This window comes from Shimia sp., assembly GCF_039969785.1.
Lineage (GTDB): Bacteria > Pseudomonadota > Alphaproteobacteria > Rhodobacterales > Rhodobacteraceae > Shimia.
In genome coordinates this window covers 76,816-94,534 of sequence record NZ_JBDVNC010000036.1, presented here as the reverse complement: position 1 = coordinate 94,534, position 17,719 = coordinate 76,816, and the positions used below count along the sequence as shown (strand labels likewise).

The 17,719-nt window shown below is 56.3% G+C and carries 17 protein-coding genes and 1 tRNA gene; 6 read left to right on the top strand and 12 right to left on the bottom strand.

The annotated features are described in order from the left end of the window. Nucleotides 1–42 precede the first annotated feature (42 nt). On the bottom strand, nt 43–969 hold the full coding sequence (gene rocF / locus ABJI08_RS16845) for an arginase (RefSeq protein ID WP_348403008.1): 927 nt from the start codon (nt 967–969) through the stop codon (nt 43–45). A 119-nt stretch (nt 970–1,088) separates the two neighbouring features. On the opposite strand from rocF, the gene ABJI08_RS16840 reads away from it, so the two are divergent. Continuing rightward, nucleotides 1,089–1,514: an Lrp/AsnC family transcriptional regulator gene (locus tag ABJI08_RS16840; protein WP_348403007.1), complete on the top strand. Its 426-nt coding sequence runs from the start codon at nt 1,089–1,091 to the stop codon at nt 1,512–1,514. Here the strand turns inward: ABJI08_RS16840 and ABJI08_RS16835 are convergent. Both ABJI08_RS16835 and ABJI08_RS16830 read right to left on the bottom strand, forming a co-directional pair. After that, entirely contained in the window at nt 1,511–1,978 is a 468-nt protein-coding gene (locus tag ABJI08_RS16835; RefSeq protein WP_348403006.1) for a disulfide bond formation protein B, read from the bottom strand. The genes ABJI08_RS16840 and ABJI08_RS16835 overlap by 4 nt on opposite strands. Next, on the bottom strand, nt 1,975–2,553 hold the full coding sequence (locus ABJI08_RS16830) for a YqaA family protein (RefSeq protein WP_348403005.1): 579 nt from the start codon (nt 2,551–2,553) through the stop codon (nt 1,975–1,977). The genes ABJI08_RS16835 and ABJI08_RS16830 overlap by 4 nt, the downstream gene beginning before the upstream one ends. A gap of 129 nt (nt 2,554–2,682) precedes the next feature. Between ABJI08_RS16830 and ABJI08_RS16825 the strand changes: the two genes are divergently transcribed. Then, nucleotides 2,683–2,768 (top strand) — tRNA-Leu (locus ABJI08_RS16825). A 76-nt stretch (nt 2,769–2,844) separates the two neighbouring features. Here the strand turns inward: ABJI08_RS16825 and ABJI08_RS16820 are convergent. The 4 genes from ABJI08_RS16820 to ABJI08_RS16805 form a co-directional block, all read right to left on the bottom strand. Continuing rightward, nucleotides 2,845–4,290, bottom strand: a complete 1,446-nt coding sequence (locus ABJI08_RS16820; RefSeq protein WP_348403004.1) for a hypothetical protein — start codon at nt 4,288–4,290, stop codon at nt 2,845–2,847. A 305-nt stretch (nt 4,291–4,595) separates the two neighbouring features. Next, nucleotides 4,596–5,183, bottom strand: a complete 588-nt coding sequence (locus ABJI08_RS16815) for a nucleotidyltransferase family protein (RefSeq protein WP_348403003.1) — start codon at nt 5,181–5,183, stop codon at nt 4,596–4,598. A gap of 54 nt (nt 5,184–5,237) precedes the next feature. After that, nucleotides 5,238–7,655 carry an FAD-dependent oxidoreductase gene (locus tag ABJI08_RS16810; protein WP_348403002.1) on the bottom strand — a complete coding sequence of 806 codons (2,418 nt, stop codon included), beginning with the start codon at nt 7,653–7,655 and terminating at the stop codon, nt 5,238–5,240. An 87-nt stretch (nt 7,656–7,742) separates the two neighbouring features. Continuing rightward, on the bottom strand, nt 7,743–8,498 hold the full coding sequence (locus ABJI08_RS16805; RefSeq protein ID WP_348403001.1) for an aldolase/citrate lyase family protein: 756 nt from the start codon (nt 8,496–8,498) through the stop codon (nt 7,743–7,745). 165 nt (nt 8,499–8,663) lie between these two features. On the opposite strand from ABJI08_RS16805, the gene ABJI08_RS16800 reads away from it, so the two are divergent. Beyond that, nucleotides 8,664–11,087 (top strand): FAD-dependent oxidoreductase, encoded by a 2,424-nt coding sequence (locus ABJI08_RS16800; protein WP_348403000.1) that lies wholly within the window; start codon nt 8,664–8,666, stop codon nt 11,085–11,087. Between the two features lie 8 nt (nt 11,088–11,095). Here the strand turns inward: ABJI08_RS16800 and ABJI08_RS16795 are convergent, their stop codons facing one another. After that, nucleotides 11,096–11,983 (bottom strand): LysR substrate-binding domain-containing protein, encoded by an 888-nt coding sequence (locus ABJI08_RS16795; protein ID WP_348402999.1) that lies wholly within the window; start codon nt 11,981–11,983, stop codon nt 11,096–11,098. A gap of 133 nt (nt 11,984–12,116) precedes the next feature. On the opposite strand from ABJI08_RS16795, the gene ABJI08_RS16790 reads away from it, so the two are divergent. Together ABJI08_RS16790 and ABJI08_RS16785 are read left to right on the top strand one after the other, a co-directional pair. After that, nucleotides 12,117–12,524, top strand: coding sequence for a GFA family protein (locus ABJI08_RS16790; RefSeq protein WP_348402998.1), 408 nt, complete (start codon nt 12,117–12,119; stop codon nt 12,522–12,524). Between the two features lie 17 nt (nt 12,525–12,541). After that, complete coding sequence (locus ABJI08_RS16785) at nt 12,542–12,742, top strand: DUF1059 domain-containing protein (RefSeq protein ID WP_348402997.1); 201 nt, start codon at nt 12,542–12,544, stop codon at nt 12,740–12,742. An 11-nt stretch (nt 12,743–12,753) separates the two neighbouring features. On the opposite strand, the gene ABJI08_RS16780 is transcribed toward ABJI08_RS16785, so the two are convergent. Continuing rightward, nucleotides 12,754–13,164, bottom strand: coding sequence for a Fur family transcriptional regulator (locus ABJI08_RS16780; RefSeq protein ID WP_348402996.1), 411 nt, complete (start codon nt 13,162–13,164; stop codon nt 12,754–12,756). Between the two features lie 351 nt (nt 13,165–13,515). On the opposite strand from ABJI08_RS16780, the gene ABJI08_RS16775 reads away from it, so the two are divergent. Beyond that, nucleotides 13,516–14,805, top strand: coding sequence for a DEAD/DEAH box helicase (locus ABJI08_RS16775; protein WP_348402995.1), 1,290 nt, complete (start codon nt 13,516–13,518; stop codon nt 14,803–14,805). A gap of 2 nt (nt 14,806–14,807) precedes the next feature. Here ABJI08_RS16775 and ABJI08_RS16770 read toward each other — a convergent pair whose 3' ends face one another. Genes ABJI08_RS16770 through ABJI08_RS16760 form a run of 3 tightly spaced genes read right to left on the bottom strand, consistent with a single transcriptional unit; the run spans nt 14,808 to nt 17,670 of the window. Next, nucleotides 14,808–15,650, bottom strand: a complete 843-nt coding sequence (locus ABJI08_RS16770; protein ID WP_348402994.1) for a PhzF family phenazine biosynthesis protein — start codon at nt 15,648–15,650, stop codon at nt 14,808–14,810. Between the two features lie 4 nt (nt 15,651–15,654). Then, complete coding sequence (locus ABJI08_RS16765) at nt 15,655–16,914, bottom strand: sodium:proton antiporter (RefSeq protein ID WP_348402993.1); 1,260 nt, start codon at nt 16,912–16,914, stop codon at nt 15,655–15,657. Between the two features lie 54 nt (nt 16,915–16,968). Then, nucleotides 16,969–17,670, bottom strand: coding sequence for an endonuclease/exonuclease/phosphatase family protein (locus tag ABJI08_RS16760; RefSeq protein ID WP_348402992.1), 702 nt, complete (start codon nt 17,668–17,670; stop codon nt 16,969–16,971). Nucleotides 17,671–17,719 lie beyond the last annotated feature (49 nt).

The window sequence follows — 17,719 nt, the reverse complement described above, 5'->3', positions numbered from 1 at the left end:
TCTCCTTGGGGGTGTTTGACGTCTTGAATATGTCGCGGCAGGTCATGTGAAGCTTGGGGTCTGGCGGTCAAAGACACGGCGGCCCAGGGCGGATGCGGCCAGATCAACCATCAGTTTGGCGGTGCGGCCGCGTTCATCCAGAAACGGGTTCAGTTCCACGAGGTCCATCGATGTGACAAGGCCGCTGTCATGCAACAGCTCCATAACAAGATGGGCTTCGCGCACTGTCGCGCCGCCAGGCACGGTTGTGCCAACGGCCGGGGCCTCGGAGGGATCAAGGAAATCGACGTCCAGCGAGACATGCAACATGCCGTCCTGTTTGGCGACGTCTGTCAGAAACGCGTTCAGCGGGCGCGCGATGCCATGTTCATCAATGTCGCGCATATCGTGGCAACGGATGTTTGAGGCGGTTAAGGCGGCGCGTTCTTCCATGTCGACCGAGCGCAGACCAATCATGCAAATGTTTTCTTCGGGGACCGGGTTTTGCACAGAAGGAAATCCGTCAAACCCGTCGCGACCGGTGAAATAGGCCACGGGCGTGCCATGCAGATTGCCCGAGCCAGAGCTGGCCGGGGTGTGAAAATCGGTATGAGCGTCCAGCCACAGGACATATTGCGGGCGGCCTTGTTTGGCGGCGAAATTTGCCACCCCTGTGACAGAGCCTGCAGACAGGCTGTGATCGCCACCAAGAAACAAGGGCACGCCCTGTGTCATCGTGTCTTCGGCAACTTTGGCCAGCGATTTTGTCCAACCGATGGTTTCATTCAACGCGTAGGCCGGGCTGTTGGGCAAATCGGGATCATGTGGGGCAGGGGTAACGTTGCCTAAATCAATGGCTTTGTGCCCAAGATCGGACAGGCTTTGGTCAAGACCAGCGGTACGGTAGGCGTCCGGGCCCATCAGGCAGCCGCGGCGGCGTTTTCCGGAATCTACGGGAGCTCCGATAAGAATGCAGGTGTTGAGTGTCATGTTTCAGTCCATCGCGCATGTAATTGCCTGAGTATTGCTTCCGAAATGCGTTGAATTGCAGGGGTATTTTTGCGCAATATGAGGGTATATTTGACGAATCGGATGCAGGTGGTGCCGAAATGGATGATGTAGATAGAAAGCTGATCTCGGCGCTTCGGCATGATGCGCGGGCGTCTCTTTCTGATTTGGCGATTCTTTTGGGAGTGTCGCGCACAACTGTACGTGGACGTATTGAACGGTTGCGTCAGCGCGGGGATATCGTTGGGTTCACAGTGGTTTTACAGGATGATACCAAACGCGACCCGGTGCGCGGGTTGATGATGCTGGGTATCGAAGGGCGCGGGACAGATCGTATTGTGCGCCAGCTGTCAGGGTTTACGGCCGTGCGGGCGATCCATTCGACGAATGGCCGGTGGGACGTGATCCTGGAACTGGGCACAGACACGCTGGAAGAGCTTGATCAGGTTTTGGGTCAAATCCGGCGGTTGGACGGGATTGCCAACAGCGAAACCAGTTTGCTGTTGGCGACGCGCAAGGCGGGCTAGGTTTTCTGGCGCGCCGCGAAAATCCAGATCAACGCGGCGCCCAAGGAAAACAGGGCGTTGAGATTGGCCATGGTGAGGCCAAACATTTCCCATGGGATTTCATCGCAGCGTATCATCGGGGCGCTCATGATCTGGTCAAATAACTCGTCCGTGGACAAGCCGCCAATATTGCCAGAGGTACAGGTTGCCGGACCGTCCCAGAGTTTACGCTCGACGCCGCTGTGATAGATGCCGATGGCGCCAGTGACAGCGGCGGACAGGCCAGCCAGATAAGGCAGTAGCACGCCGCCAAACAGCAGCGCCAGAATGCCAAAGCCGGCTGCGGCCCAATGCGGGTAGCGCTGATAATAGCAGAGCTTGCACGGCGGATAGCCAAAGACATACTGAAACACCCATGCCCCAAGGATCATCGAAACGGAGAACCCGGTGAGCAGGAGGATCAGGTGGTTTCGAGACAAGGTCATAGGTACCTCACAAGGAAAAAGCCGCCGATGAGCAGAATGAAAAACAGGGTGGCCACAAGACCAAGGCGTTTTTCGATGAAGTCGCGCACCGGATCACCAAATTTCCACAAAAGCGTGGCGACAAGGAAGAAGCGGATGCCCCGGGCCAGAATGGCTGTGGCGACAAACGTGCCCAGCGGCATGGATGTCCAGCCTGACATGATGGTGATGACTTTGAACGGGAACGGCGTGACGCCAGCGCCCAAAACCGCCCAGAACCCGAAATCGTTAAACCGCTGATTGAATTCGGCAATCGCGTCCGACTTGCCCAGCGTCTCCAAAATTGGCTGGCCGATCTGCTCAAAGGCCAGTGCGCCGATGGCATAACCCAGAAGGCCACCAAGAACCGACGCCACCAGAGCCACCAGTGCAATCAACCATGCGCGCGAGGGGCGGGCCAGAATCATCGGGATCATGAGCACGTCGGGTGGAATCGGAAAAAAAGAGCTTTCTACAAAGCTGACCAACGCCAGCGCCCAGAGCGCGTGCGGGTGATCCGCCAACCGCATTGTCCAGTTATAGAGCCCTTGCAGCATGTGATTTCCGGTTTTCTGCCTCTTGAATGTGGGTAGGGATTTGCCACGGAAGTGCAAGCAAATAATCTGTGAAGGAAGGCGCAATTTGGGCTGGACGCCGGTCTCAGGCTTGGGTAGATCAGGGACGAGGCCCAAGTGGCGGAATGGTAGACGCAGGGGATTCAAAATCCCCCGCCTTAACGGGCGTGCCGGTTCGAGTCCGGCCTTGGGTACCAACCTCAAAAAAAACCCGACCTGCTTTCAGGTCGGGTTTTTTGTTGGTTTATGAGTTCGTTGTCCGGCTCGCCATGTCTAGACGTTCATTGCAGTGCGATAGGCGTTGATCTTGTCCTCAAGAAGTTCGGTGGCGTTGGCCCCGATCCTGCGAGAGTGATACGCCGTCGGCTTGGCCAGCGGGATTGCATGCATCGTCGCGTTTAGCTGGCGCATGATTTCATCATAAAAGCTTGTGTTTTGGCGGAGCTTACCCGGTACCTGCATTGAGGCCCGAAAAATCTGACGGTCGCTTGCCGGCGCAACATAGAACTGCTGATTATAGCCATGAAAATTGGCCTGTGGCGGGGCGGTGGTCAGGTCCATATATGTGTAGTCGTGGAAATGGCGTTCGAAATCGTAGTCAAAGCTGGTCGACCATTCCTTGAGCTGAGCCATTTTGCGGGCGCGGTCGGCGTCATCTCCCAAACCGATGCGAAGGTTTTCGAGAGCGTGACCCATTTCGTTTCGAAGGCTTTGGTTTCGGCGCGGCCAGGAACGTGCGGTGGCAATTTCAAGAAAATTGCCGCGAATCCAGACGCCGCCGGGTTTCAATTTGCGCGCAAATCCGCGTTGCCACCATTCATCGCCCGTATGCATCAGGCCTGACGATACTGCAAATCTGTGGCGGAGGGGCGCGGCACGACGTTTGTGCGGCAGGAAAGAGCCACGACACCCCGACTCGGGTATTTGCGTCAGAATGGGTCGGCCCACCAGTCTTGCCATCTCCTCGGCCACGCGCAGGTCGAGCGTTGTCATGTAGTTATTGGCGTAACTGTATAGTTGAATGCCTGACTGTGACAGGTCCGGGCACGCAGCAAGCAGCATACGGGAATCGCGCCCGCCCGAAATGGCAAAGTAGCCAGACAAGTCTTTGCAAAACGCGATCATAAGCTGGCGCATGCGATGCACGATGATCTCTGCCGCTTCGGGCATGCTGAGCGGTGAAAAATCGTCATTTCCCGGCCAGAATCGGTGTTCGCTGAAATCGGTCAGATCAATATAGCGGTTGGCCAACAGGCGGCGCACATGGGCATCTGGCGTTTCGCCGAACCCAAAGCCGCCAGGCGGCAGGGTCGGATCGAACTCCGGCAATAGTGCGGACAATTGCGCGTCATTCAGAACGCTGTCCTGAAGCCGGTAGTTGGTGCTTGGCACAATGTCGCGGTCAAGGCACAACAAAAGGCTGGAGGCGAGAGTGCGTGATTGCGGATCATACACAAGACCATAGGACCCAAGAGGGTCATGATAGGCCCGTTGCGCGCGCGTCTCTCCGGGCAGGTCGAGCAGAACGACATATCGACCGCTGAGCCATTTTACCCAATCCTCAACTTTGTCCGCAATTTTGGGATCAGATTGTGAAATGGGTAATTTTGTTCTGTCAGACAACAAAATGCCTTCGGCATCGACAGCATGACCAAGAACCCAACCCAGAGGCGCCCCTTCTGACGATGTGATCTCGCACAGGGCGAGATCGGGACACACGTAAAGGTGGCGTTTCGCAAAAGTACGAGAGACAAATTTCGGCAATTCACGGGGTGTTGCGCTGAGAACAAATTGATAGCGAAACGTTGCCTCAAATTTCAAGCTTAAGGCGTCGCAGTATTTTTGCCCCAGAAAAAGGGATGTGTTGCCTGACATAGTTTGTTTTTCTTACCGCTCTTTTTTCGGGGATTGTGGCACAGGTAAGCTGAGCCAGCCAGAAAAAACTTATGCGGACATGAATGTTGGACGCGGCCGGTGTTTAGGTTCTGGCCTGGGCTTAAGTTGAGGATCACTCGACATGTAATTTACGACCGGGCATGCCAGTTTTGCCAGTCTTCGGGCGTGTCCAGATCCGTCAGCGCGTGTTGTGCGGGCAAGGGGACCAGACGGATTTCCCCGTCAAACCCCGAAATCACGGGTTTGGCGCCGGTATCGCCTGAAATTCCGGCGAGTTTATTGAATGTGCTTTTGGGAAAGACCACCGGATGCCCGGGGCGACCATCTGCGCTGGCGCCGCGTATGATGGCGGTTGGTGCAGCTTTGTGGGCGGTGTGCATTTGGCGCAGGTCCCGAGCTGTGATTTCGGGCATATCCGCAGGCAGGATCATTATTGCACTACAATCGTCGGGCAGGGTGGAGGTCCCGGCGCGGATACTGTGTGCCATGCCGAGATCAGCGTCAGCAACGGGCACCATCGACACCGCCAACGAATGCAAAGCGTTGGCACGCGGTCCGGTCAGATCAGGTAAACACACGCTGACCGGCAAACCCGTCGCCAGCGCGCGCTTTGTCATCGTAACGATCAACGGGGCGTTCTGCACCGTATTCAACAGCTTATCCGCCCCACGCATACGCGAAGACCGTCCAGCAGCAAGAAGCAGAATGCACAACATGGTTCGCATTCTGGAGATTGCAGGGCCAGAGGCAAGCCCGAATTTAAGCGGTATTCACCCGCGCATTCGGGCCCCGTCTGCATCAAACAGCGGTTCATTCAACATCCGCGCTTTGCGGCGGTGTCCCAAAATTTCGATGTCGACCTCCAGATCATCGGTGATCAGTTCAACCGGCACAAACCCCAATGCGATGGATTTCCGGGCGTAATGGCTGTAGCCGCCGGAGGTGCAAAAGCCGACCACAGACCCGTCAATCCAGATCGGTTCATAGGCATTCACATCGGCGTCTTCGGCGTTGACTTCGAAGGCGCAAAGTCGCCGGGACGGGCCAGAGTCCCGCTCTGCCAAGGCGGGCTTTCTACCAATGAAATCAATATCTTTCTTAAAGGAGATAAACCGATCCAACCCGGTTTCAGCGGCTGTGTAATCTGGTGAATATTCAGACAGCCACGAGCCAAAAAATTTGTCCAGCCTAAGAGACATCATCGCGCGCATTCCAAATGGACGCATGCCAAAGGGTTGACCGGCATCCCACAGCGTGGCCCAAAGGTTGCGTTGCGCCATGGGGTCACAATAGATTTCATAGCCCAGATCGCCGGTGTAGGACACGCGCTGAACCAGACAGTCCACCATGCCCATCGTCAGGTGCCGCACGTCCATAAAACGCATTTGCGAAATATCTGAGCGGGTGCAAGATTGCAGGACATCGCGTGCATTTGGGCCAGTGATTTGAAAACCGTTTAATTGATCAGAGATGTTTTCGACGGTGACATCATTGGCTTCATTCTGCTCAAACCAGCGCATGTGGTAGGCTTGACTGCCATAAGAGGCGGTCAGCTGAAACGCCTGCTCTGAGAGGCAGGACACGGTGAAGTCTCCTATCAGGCGACCTTTGGGAGACAACATCGGCGTCAGGCTCAGCCGACCGGGCTTAGGGATGCGACCGGCCATGATCCGATCCAGCCAGCCACGTGCTCCGGTGCCGGTTACCAGATACTTGCCAAAATTGTGAACCTCATTGATTCCAACGGCTTCACGGACGGACTTCACCTCACGCGCTGTTGCGTCAAACGCGTTGGAACGGCGGAATGACGGTGTTTCAAAACGCGCTTCGTCGTCTTGCGCAAAGTAGTTCACCACCTCTAGCCCATATTGATGGCCCCAGACCGCACCCATGTTGTCGAACACGTCAAACATTGGGGTTTGGCGAAACGGACGCGCTGCGGGAAGCTCTTCGTTAGGGTAGGACACTGAAAACCGTTTCTGATAGTTTTCAATGACTTTGGGGCGGGTATAACCGGGTGTGATCCAATCGCCAAACCGGGCGCAATCCATCGCAAACGTATCGCGTTCACATTCGCCCTGGGTCATCCATTGCGCCAGCATCAGGCCAACACCACCGCCCTGGCTGAACCCGGCCATCACGGCGCAGGCAGACCAGTAATTGCGCATACCGGGCACCGGGCCAACCAGCGGATTTCCGTCAGGTGCAAAGGTAAACGGGCCGTGGATTACAGATTTAATGCCCGCCTGTTCCAAAGCGGGAAAGCGTTTGTAGGCGAATTCGATCGAGTCTTCGATCTTGTCGAAGTCATCCGGTAACAGTTCATGGCCGAAATCCCACGGCGTACCGTCGACCGCCCAGGGACGGCAAGGTTGTTCGTAAAACCCGATGCAAAGACCGCGCCCCTCCTGTCGCAGATAGCTTTCTCCGGCGGGGTCCATCACATGCGGGTGTTCGCCACCGGAATCGATGATGTCTGCGATCATCGGGACTTCTTCGGTGACAAGATATTGGTGTTCCATTGGGTGTAACGGGAAATAGACGCCCGCCATTGCGCCCACTTCGCGCGCCCAAAGACCCGCTGCATTGACGATATGTTCGGCGTGCACGGTGCCTTTGTCGGTCACGACGTCCCATGTGCCATCAGCGCGTTGGTTGGTCTCGATAACTTTGCAATGGGTTTCAATGGTCGCGCCACCCATGCGCGCGGCCTTGGCATAGGCATGCGTTGTGCCGGATGGGTCCAGATGTCCGTCAAGCGGATCAAACAGCCCGCCGATGATCCCCTCGATATTTGTGACCGGCGCGATCTTTTTGATTTCATCCGGGGTCACAATCTCGGTTTCAAGGCCCATAAACCGGTGTTTGGCCCGTTCAGCCACAAGCATGTCAAAGCGATCCTGATTGTCGGCCAATGTGACGCCGCCAACGTGATGCAGGCCACAGGACATGCCGGTGATCTCTTCCAGTTCGCGGTAAAGCCGGATGGTGTAGCCCTGGAGGGCGGCCATGTTGGTATCGCCGTTCAGCGTGTGGAACCCACCCGCCGCGTGCCATGTGCTGCCGCTGGTCAAGTCGGAGCGTTCCAATAGCATTACATCTGACCAGCCAAGTTTGGTCAGGTGATACAAGACAGAACATCCAACGACGCCTCCGCCGATGATGACCACGCGCGCGCTGGTTTTCATAACAATCCTCCGGTGTCAGTGCCTCCATGAGAAAAGGATGCAGCATCGCGGGCCCGTCACTTTACGACGATCCGTGTCGGAAACGGATTATCCGGTCGTCCAGCTTTGCGCCTCGGCTGCTTTTTGCCGGAGCCAGATGAGATCGAAACCCGCGATGACACGATATCCACGCTGAAAAAGCGCGTCGGCCTGAGGTTTGGCAAGCGCGACATTGCCAAGTGGGATACCTGCCTTGGCGGCTGTAGTCTCGACACGGGCCAGTGCGGCGATGAAATCGGGGTGGTCGAACTGGCCGGAAATGCCCATGTCTGTGGACAGGTCAAACTGGGCGGGCACGATCAGGTCGATACCGGGGACCGCGCAAATAGCATCGATATTGGCGATGGCGTCAGCGGTTTCAACCAACAGGCAGCACACAAGTTCTGGTTCAATGTCAGTGCGATAATTCATCAGATCGCTTGACCAGCGGCTTTGCGCAATGAAGGGGCCAAATCCACGGCTTCCATTGGGGGGATAGTGCATCATTTCAACGGCTTGCTGCGCGTCGTTCGCGTCGCGGATCAGTGGAAAGACAATGCCTTCGGCGCCGATATCCAGGGCGCGTTTCACTTGTGCCGGGGTGTTTTCAGCAATGCGCACCAGCGGTGCACAGTCAAATCCGGAGGTCGCGGAGATCATTGCGTGGCCGCTGCCATAGTCAACCGCGCCATGTTCCATATCGATGATCACAGCATCCGCGCCCGAGGCGGCTATTGCCTGTGTCACGGTTGCGGATGGGATCGTGCACACATGGGCGGTGAGTTTGAGAGTTGGGTCGGAAAGCTTTTTCTTGAGGCTGGGCACTAAAATATCCTTTGTGAAACCAGTTTAGCCTAGGCTGCAGGTTTAGAAAAACAAGTTGCTAAATCGGGCGTGGTTGTGTGTTGGCGACGAAAAGTGTCGCAAACTGGCAAATGATTACGGCCCGGGAACGGCAGGTTTTGAGCAAGTGGTGGTGGGAGATGCCAAATGCGAACCGAGGCACAGGCAGTTGTGATTGGAGGCGGGGTGATTGGGTGTTCGATCCTGTATCACCTGACCAAGCTGGGGTGGCACGACGTTGTCTTGCTGGAACGTGATGAGCTGACAAGTGGCAGCACATGGCACGCGGCGGCCAATATCCACGGGCTGCATGACAGCGCCAATATCAGTCGGCTTCAGCATTACACCATGCGGCTTTATGATGAGCTGGAAGAGGAAACCGGGCAAAGCTGTGGCGTGTTTCGTCCTGGATCTCTGTATCTGGCGCAAACCGAGAATCGCGAACACCAGCTGCGTCTGCAGGCGGCCAAGGCCAGGTTATACGGCATGAATTTCCACGAAATCAGCCGCGATGAAGCCGAAAAACTGCATCCACTGGTCAATTTCGACGGTATCCGGTGTATCATGTGGGAACCGGATGGGGGCAATGTGGACCCGTCGGGTGTAACCAATGCCTATGCGATTGGCGCGCGCCAACGCGGCGCTGAAATCAACCGCTTTACGCCCGTGACAGGCACTGAACAGCAGGCCGACGGAAGCTGGATTGTGCGCACGCCCAAAGGAGACATCCGCACGCCCTGGGTGATCAATGCCGCTGGTTTATGGGGACGCGAGGTGGCCAGGCTGGCTGGTGTGCAGGTGCCGCTGCAACCAACCGAACACCAGTATTTTGTGACAGAATCCATTGCAGAAATCGACGCGATGGATCGCCGGTTGCCGTCGGTTGCGGATCGGGACGGGGAATATTACCTGCGCCAGGAGGGCAAAGGGCTTTTGGTTGGGGCCTATGAGCGCGACATGCGGTTTTGGGCCGAAGACGGCACGCCGCTGGACTTTGCGCATGATCTGTTTCCCGATGATCTGGAGCGGATTGAGGAAAATATGCTGCGCGCGATTGACCGGGTGCCGGTTGTCGGCATGGCGGGGATCAAACGCGTGATCAACGGGCCAATGATCTGGTCGCCCGATAGCAATGTTATCCTGGGGCCAGTGCCCGAACTGGACGGCTATTTCATGTGCGGCGGGATCATTCCGGGCTTTAGCCAGTCTGCCGGAATGGGGCTGATGGCGGCGCAATGGATCATCAAAGGCGAAATGGAATACGACATGTTCGCATGGGACGTGGCGCGATTTGGGGACTGGGCCAATGACCGCGCCTTTGTCAAAGCCAGGGTGCAGGATGTGTATGCGCACCGCTTTGCGATCCATTTCCCGAATGAGGAACGTGCAGCTGGACGCCCGCTGCGCACACGTCCTGTGTTTGAGCACCAAAAGAAACTGGGTGCCGTGTTTGGCCTGAACTATGGCTGGGAACATCCGCTGTGGTTCGCGGATAGTTCGGGAGTGGAGGATACAAACGGGTTCACGCGGCAGAATTGGTGGGGCCCGGTTGGTCAGGAATGCCGCATGTTGCGCGATGCGGCCGGAATTATCGATATCTCGAATTTTGCAAAATATGTGTGCAAGGGGCCGGGGGCCGAAGGCTGGCTGAACGCCGTGTTCGCCAATAATATGCCCAAGGCTATAGGGCGGTCGTGTCTGACACCTTTGATTGGTAAACGTGGCGGGATCGCGGGCGATTTCACCGTGACCCGGCTGGACGAAGATGAATTCTGGATTATCGGATCAGGCATGGCTGAACGGTATCATCAGCGGTTCTTTAAGCAGGTGCCGCTGCCGAATGGGACAGGTTTTGAAAGCAAGACCGAGGCAATGTGCGGATTTAACATCGCCGGTCCCAAATCTCGTGATCTGTTGCAACGGCTGACCAATGCGTCGCTGGCAACGCAGGATTTCCCGTTCATGCGATCCCAGAAGATCGAGATTGCGGGTGTGCAGGCCATGGCGCTGCGGGTGTCGTTTACCGGCGATTTGGGTTGGGAAATACACTGTGCTGCAGAAGATCAGGCGCGGCTGTATGAGGCATTATTGGAGGCCGGGCGCGATTTTGGGGCAGGGCCGGTGGGCAGTCGCGCGTTGATGAGTTTGCGGATCGAAAAGGGGTATGGGTCGTGGAGCCGCGAATACAGCCCCGAATACTGGCCACAGGAAGTCGGGCTGGATCGGTTGTGTAAATTGGACAAAGCGTTTCTGAATAAGGCGGCGGTTGAGGAAACGCTTGCTGACACCCCACGCGAACAGCTTGTTTTGTTGCATCTGGATGGGGCCGACACAGACCGGTCCAATGCGGATGCAACCGGAGGGGAGCCGATCTTTAAGGACGGTCAGGGTATCGGGCGCGTCACGTCTGGCGCGTATGGCTATACTGTCGGGATGTCTCTGGCGCTGGGGTTTGTCAAGAATGCCAAACCCGGGGATGACGTTGAGGTCATGGTTCTGGGACAACCGCACAAAGCGCGCATTCTGAAAGAACCGCCATTTGATCCCAAGGGAGAGCGGCTGCGAGCCTGAGACGCGTGTCACTTGATTTGACGTCGCCGCGGCGAAGCCTGTCTTTTGAGCCATTTAATAAAGGCATGCACTGCGGGGCGCATGACGTCGGACTGGGTTTGAATGTAGAACACCGCCTCATCTTTTTCCACGTATCGGGCAACCAGTTGCCCACTGTCCAGATCATCCTGAAGCCATTCGCATAAGGTGTACGTAATTCCGTCGCCGCGCTGAACTGCGTCCATTACAAGATTGCCAGGCATATGAGAAATCGTTGGCGGTTCGGATTTTTGAACCCCAAGCCGTGACAGAACCTCGTCCACTTCATTTGTTCCAAGTTCCTGTAACCAGGGCAGGTGCAGAAGGTCTGTCTCGTTCATTTCGTTGTCACCGAGAAAATCAGAAGTGCCGATGACTGCAAGGTCGCCGCTTACAATGACGTCAACGCCTTTTGGAAGTGCTCTGCGTCGACTGTATCTCAGGGCGACATCAATTTCATTGCGACGCAGGTCAAGTATTTCACCACTTGGGTCGAGAAGAAGAGTTACTTCGGGGTGAATCTGCCGAAATTCGGCCAGTCGGGGCATCAGCCATTTCGCGGCAAATGCCGGAGACATAGTCACTTTGACAGGTCTCGACATACTACTTTCGCTCAATTCTTCCACGCCTGCACGGATATGATGAAACGCTGAACTGAGATGACGGGCCAGTGTTTGCCCGTCTTCGGTGAGCACAACATTGCGCCCGACCCGGTTGACCAGTTTGAGGTCTAAGCGTTCTTCAAGAGACCGAACTTGTTGGACGATGGCTGCATGCGTCACGTTTAAGGCGGCTCCTGCATCAGTGTATGATCCGCAAGATGCCAGCGCCGAAAATGCACGAAGTGCATTAAGAGGTGGGATGCCGGACCAGTCCATTTGTTAGAAATTCTAACAACTATCCAATATTATTCAATCGAGTTTGATTGCCAGATCAGGAATGATTGGCACGCCAAAGCAAAAATAATGTTGATTTGGTTATCTGACTTAACCGACAACGAAAGGGTGAATTATGACACACACGCAAGTCAAATATGACGGGCGATGCATGTGCGGCGCTGTACACTTTGTCGCGCAAGGCGATCCAACGTATGTCGGGCACTGCCATTGCGACGATTGTCGGCGTGCGACAGGCGGCGTGTCAGTGGCTTGGTTCGGCGTGAACCCGGCAAACTTTGAAGTTGTCAAGGGAACCATGTCGGAACATCAATCATCCCCGGGAATTTTTCGTGGCTTTTGTTCGGACTGCGGATCGTCCCTGACTTTCCGGGGGCAAGGTTGGGATGATATTGGCGTGACGATTGCGTCGCTTGATGATCCCAATTGTCTCACGCCAAATTCGAATGTCTATATCAGCGAAAAATTGCACTGGGTGCCAATCACCGCTGGCACTCGTAATTACGACGGCTTTCCGGCCTGAAAACTGGAGGAAGATCCATGGCACTAGCGTATTCATATGCCTGCAGGGATTGCGAAGGCATGGAAACTTGTCCTGCCAGCGTCACTGCGGCGACGAAAGAGGAGTTGTGGAAGCTAACCGAACTTCACGCGGAAATCGCGCATGGTGAAATTCCTGCGGACTGGGATCCTGAGACGCGCGCTTACCTTGAAACTCTGGTTCGCGAAGTACGCGTCTAAATTCTGGTTGTCTATTTGCTGTTGGGAACGCCGTAAAGTTCCAGCTTGTGGCCCATCAGGCGATACCCCAGTTTCTGAGCGATCTTTTCCTGAAGCGCCTCAATCTCGGGATCGACAAATTCGATCACTTCGCCAGAATTGATGTCGATGAGGTGGTCGTGATGCTCTCGCTCGGCGTCTTCGTAGCGCGCGCGACCGTCGCCGAATTCCAGTTTGTCCAGAATACCGGCCTCTTCAAATAGTTTGACTGTGCGATAAACAGTTGCCAGCGAAATGCCTGCATCCTTGGCGGACGCACGGGCATAAAGCTCTTCGACATCCGGGTGGTCGTGGCTTTCCTGCAAGACGCCCGCGATAATGCGGCGTTGTTCGGTCATGCGCAGGCCCTTGGCTTCGCATCGCTCAAGAATTGTGTCGTTCATGCCCATGGCGTGTTTTGGCCCTCGTTTTGGGAGTCCTGTCTATCCAATGCCCGCGCCTGTGGCCACCGGTTTTGCAAGGTTATCCACACCAGATCTGACTTGACACGGTTGGGTTAAGGCCCCATGTGAGGACGACTGCCTTCTGCCGCGTGAGCAGCGGGGCCCCTGAGACATGTGTCCGGGTCCCATTCAAGGCACCAGATGATCCCAAAATCACGCGTGGGGCCAAGGTCTGGATCGGCTGTTTTGCATCAGGCAAACAGTTGGGATCGGGGCCTACCACCGAACCGCCCGCATGAACGGGCAGATGACAGGTGTCGTGCAATTGCGCGGGGCCGGAAAGCAAATATTTTGACGACTTTTAATGACCTGGGTTTGCCCGAAAAGCTGGTAGCCCGATTGAACCAAACCGGCATCTCTGCGCCGACACCCATTCAGGAACGTGCCATTCCGCACGCGCTGGAAGGGCAGGACGTGATGGGGCTGGCACAGACCGGCACTGGTAAGACGCTGGCGTTTGGTTTGCCGCTGATTGCGCAGATGCAGTCTTATGGAAAGAAACCCAACCCACGCAAAGTGCGCGGACTGGTGCTGGCGCCAACACGCGAGCTGGCCGGGCAGATTGCCAAAAGCCTGCGCGAACAGGTGGATGGCACGCCCTTTAAGGTGGGTCTTGTGGTTGGCGGCGTGGGCATCACCCCGCAGATTAAGCGGCTTGAAAAGGGTACGGATATTCTGGTGGCAACACCGGGCCGTCTGATTGACCTGATGGAACGCCGGGCGATGCAACTGGACGAAACTGATTTCCTAGTTCTGGACGAAGCGGACCAGATGCTGGATATGGGCTTTATCCACGCGCTGCGCAAAATCGCCAGCTGGCTGCCTGAAAAGCGCCAGACCATGCTGTTTTCGGCCACCATGCCCAAGCAGATGTCGGAAATCGCGAACACCTATCTGACCAACCCGGTCAAAGTGCAGGTTTCGCCTCCGGGCAAAGCAGCGGACAAAATCACCCAGGCGGTGCATTTCATTGCCAAGGCCGAGAAAACGTCGTTGCTGATCGAGTTGCTGGCCAAGCATCGTGACGAAGCGGCGATTGTGTTTGCGCGCACCAAGCACGGGTCCGAACGTTTGATGAAGGCGCTGGTCAAGGCCGGGTACGACGCAGCGTCGGTGCATGGCAACAAGAGCCAAGGCCAGCGCGAACGTGCCATCAAGGGATTCCGTGAAGGCGATACCATGGTTCTGGTGGCGACGGATGTTGCGGCGCGTGGTCTGGACATTCCGCAAGTGCGCCATGTCTACAACTTTGACCTGCCCAATGTGCCAGAAAACTATATTCACCGGATTGGCCGCACGGCCCGCGCCGGTATGGACGGCGCAGCAGCGGCGTTTTGTGCACCTGACGAAGTCGATGAACTGAAGGCCATTCAGAAAGTGCTGAAAGCTGAAATTCCGATTGCGTCCGGGCGTCCATGGATGGGTATGGAAGAGACTGGCAAAAAGTCAGGTGGCGGTCGGCGCAAAGGTGGCCCGCGCAACAATAGCGGTGGCGGCGGCGGTCAGGACAAGCCCGGTGGCGGTCAGCGTCGTCGGCGCAAGGGTCCGCCCCGGGGCAAACGCCCACAAAAGGCGGCCTGAGGTCAGTAGACCAATGTGCCTTGCATAGTCTGAACAGCGGCGCCGGAAATTGTTACGGCGCCGTTTTTCGTTTTCAGGCCAATCAAGCTGGGGCGTCCCATGTCGTCGCCCTGATGAATGGTCAGGTCCAGATCGCGGTTTTCCAGCTGCGCTAGAAATGCACCCAAAGCCGCACAGGCGCTGCCCGTAGCGGGGTCTTCTGGAATATTGTCAAGCGGTGCAAACATCCGGGCATGCAGCGTATCGCCATCTCGCACATAAGCGAATTGCGCGAAATCAAGGCTGGACGGAAAGGCGTCGCGCCCTTCGCGAAACGCGCCGACATCCGGGGTCAGCTCTGACAGAACTTTGCGCGATGCCAGTTCGGTTAATGTGAACGCCAGACCCAGTGACGCCATCACAGGGCGATGAGATGTCAGGGCAATCTGATCCGCAGACGTGCCAAGCGCACGCGCCACCAGATCGGTGTCTGGTTCTGCGATCCTCTCGAGCGTGGCGGACGTGGAAAATCGTGCCTGACCAGATTGCGCTTGGCAGGTCAGCGGACCAATGCCCAATTCCAGCACCATGTCAGGACCCTTGCCAAGATCGGCCAGCGCGACAGCGGTGCCAATCACAGGATGCCCGGCAAAAGGCACCTCCATCGTCGGCGTAAAGATACGCACCCGGGCGGTGTTTTGCGGATCCGCAGGGGGATAGACAAAGGTCGTCTCGGAGAAATTGAACTCGCGCGCGATGCGTTGCAGGTCGTGTTCGGGCAGGGCGGTGGCATCCGGGATGACGGCCAGCTGGTTGCCGCCAAAGGGCGACTGAGAAAACACGTCATACACCAAGTAGTTTGTCATGAAATCACATCAGGTCCGGTTCGCGTCCAACCTTGTTGGCCAAAGGCGCAACGGTCAGACCTTGTACAATAATCGAGAAGATAACCACGACATACGTCGCCGTCAAAATCACAGGCTTCCAGTCACCTTCGGGCAGAGACAAAGCCAGCGCAACCGAAATACCACCCTTGAGGCCACCCCATGTCATGACGGGAATGACGCCGCGGCTGAAGCCACGGAAGGGTCGTAAGATCAGGATTGGCACAGCCACGGCGGCGAAGCGCGCCACCAGGGCCAATACGACGGCGAAACATCCGGCGACAAGAAAACGTTGATCAAAGGCGACGGCAAAGACCTCGAACCCAATCAGGAGGAACAGTACAGCGTTCAGAATTTCGTCGATCATTTTCCAAAAAGAATCAACATATTCTCGGGTTTGCGCGGACATACCTTTCTTGGTGCCAATCTCTCCGATCAACAATCCAGCACACACGGCCATAATGGGTGCGGACACATGCAACACCACGGCCAGCTCGTAACCGCCAAATGCAAGCCCCAGTGTGAGCAACACCTCGAGAGCGGGATCATCGATCAGACGCATAACGCGGAAAGTCAGCCAGCCCAGCACAATGCCCAGAATGGCACCCCCGACAGCCTCCTGGATGAACAGCAAGGCGGCATCATCAAGCTCGGATGCGCCGTGGTCGCCGCCATGGGACGTTGAGGCAAAGGCAATGCCCGACAGAACCAGAAAGACGACATAGCCCACGCCGTCATTGAACAGACTTTCGCCGGCGATTTTGGTTTCCAGAGATTTTTGCAGATTGGCCTCGCGCAAAACGCCCAGCACAGCAACTGGATCAGTGGGTGAGATCAGCGCCCCAAAAACCAGGGCGACGATCAGTGGCATTCCGGTGATCCAGCTGAAGCCAAAGCCGACAATTGCGGTCGAGAGCCCCACGCCAAGTGTCGCCATCAGTGCAACAGGCAACCATTGCGCACGCAAGTCGGCCAGCTTGACGTGCAGCGCCCCGGCGAAAAGCAACAGACCCAGCATGCCTTCGAGCAATGCGTCTGAAAAATCTATGCCGTTGATCACCTGTCGGGCGCTGTCTGCGATCAACAATTGTGGCCAGACATAGTCGATCCCCAGGACGGCAAAAGAGGCAAGCAAGGCCACGACAAGGATGCCAATCGCCGATGGCAGCTTGAGGAAAAGATAGTTGATGGCCCCGAAAACTCCGGCCAAAACAATAAGTAAGGATGCGATTTGCAGAATATTCATGATGTTGATCCCGGTCGATAATGGGCAAGCCCTAACATGGTGACTGGCACCTGACTAGGCAGAAGAAAGTTCAATCCAGACCGGCAGATGATCCGACGCTACAGCCGCTGGGCGACGTGCGTGCACGCCGGTTTTTTGGGCGGTCAGATGGTGGGACAACGCAAAGCTGTCCAGCGGGGCGATTGGACGTGGCGCCGGAAACGAATGCCCGGGGTCGACAAAGTCCAGACCGGGAGTGGCAACATCCAGCGCGCGTTTGGGACCCCATTCATTGAAGTCCCCGGCCATGATGGTTGGCATGTCGGGCAATGGTCTGAGGGCGCGTGTGATGGCGGAAAGCTGCATCAACCGGTGGCGCCGTAAAAGGCCCAGATGCACGCCGATCACTCGCACGGGGCCTATTGGTGTCTCAAATTCGGCCCGTATCGTGCCGCGCGGTTCAAGACCGGGCAGGTCCATATTTGCAGTATCGCGCAGGACAACAGTTGGTTTGATCAACATGGCATTGCCGTGCACTCCAAGTGAACCGCCGGGTTGACCAAAATCGACGGCAACGTATCCCCGTTTCTCAATCTGTTCCAAAGGCAGTGCTGTTGGACGGGGTGGCAGACGTTTGTCGGCCTCTTGCAGAACCACAATATCAGCCCGCAAGGCCCGGATCACCACCATCGACCGATCCGGGCGGCGCTGCATATCCATGCCGACGCATTTTTGCAGGTTATAGCTGGCAAGGCGCACAGTGTTTATCATGGTCATCCCGAGTGATTTGCCTGTGTTTACCGCAGGTTCGGGGGCAATGAAACCG

What these genes read in the sequence shown, in the direction of transcription:
- rocF (WP_348403008.1), bottom strand. Translation starts at nt 969, where the DNA reads ATGACACTCAACACCTGCATTCTTATCGGAGCTCCCGTAGATTCCGGA.
- ABJI08_RS16840 (WP_348403007.1), top strand. Translation starts at nt 1,089, where the DNA reads ATGGATGATGTAGATAGAAAGCTGATCTCGGCGCTTCGGCATGATGCG.
- ABJI08_RS16835 (WP_348403006.1), bottom strand. Translation starts at nt 1,978, where the DNA reads ATGACCTTGTCTCGAAACCACCTGATCCTCCTGCTCACCGGGTTCTCC.
- ABJI08_RS16830 (WP_348403005.1), bottom strand. Translation starts at nt 2,553, where the DNA reads ATGCTGCAAGGGCTCTATAACTGGACAATGCGGTTGGCGGATCACCCG.
- ABJI08_RS16815 (WP_348403003.1), bottom strand. Translation starts at nt 5,183, where the DNA reads ATGTTGTGCATTCTGCTTCTTGCTGCTGGACGGTCTTCGCGTATGCGT.
- ABJI08_RS16810 (WP_348403002.1), bottom strand. Translation starts at nt 7,655, where the DNA reads ATGAAAACCAGCGCGCGCGTGGTCATCATCGGCGGAGGCGTCGTTGGA.
- ABJI08_RS16800 (WP_348403000.1), top strand. Translation starts at nt 8,664, where the DNA reads ATGCGAACCGAGGCACAGGCAGTTGTGATTGGAGGCGGGGTGATTGGG.
- ABJI08_RS16795 (WP_348402999.1), bottom strand. Translation starts at nt 11,983, where the DNA reads ATGGACTGGTCCGGCATCCCACCTCTTAATGCACTTCGTGCATTTTCG.
- ABJI08_RS16790 (WP_348402998.1), top strand. Translation starts at nt 12,117, where the DNA reads ATGACACACACGCAAGTCAAATATGACGGGCGATGCATGTGCGGCGCT.
- ABJI08_RS16785 (WP_348402997.1), top strand. Translation starts at nt 12,542, where the DNA reads ATGGCACTAGCGTATTCATATGCCTGCAGGGATTGCGAAGGCATGGAA.
- ABJI08_RS16780 (WP_348402996.1), bottom strand. Translation starts at nt 13,164, where the DNA reads ATGAACGACACAATTCTTGAGCGATGCGAAGCCAAGGGCCTGCGCATG.
- ABJI08_RS16770 (WP_348402994.1), bottom strand. Translation starts at nt 15,650, where the DNA reads ATGACAAACTACTTGGTGTATGACGTGTTTTCTCAGTCGCCCTTTGGC.
- ABJI08_RS16765 (WP_348402993.1), bottom strand. Translation starts at nt 16,914, where the DNA reads ATGAATATTCTGCAAATCGCATCCTTACTTATTGTTTTGGCCGGAGTT.
- ABJI08_RS16760 (WP_348402992.1), bottom strand. Translation starts at nt 17,670, where the DNA reads ATGACCATGATAAACACTGTGCGCCTTGCCAGCTATAACCTGCAAAAA.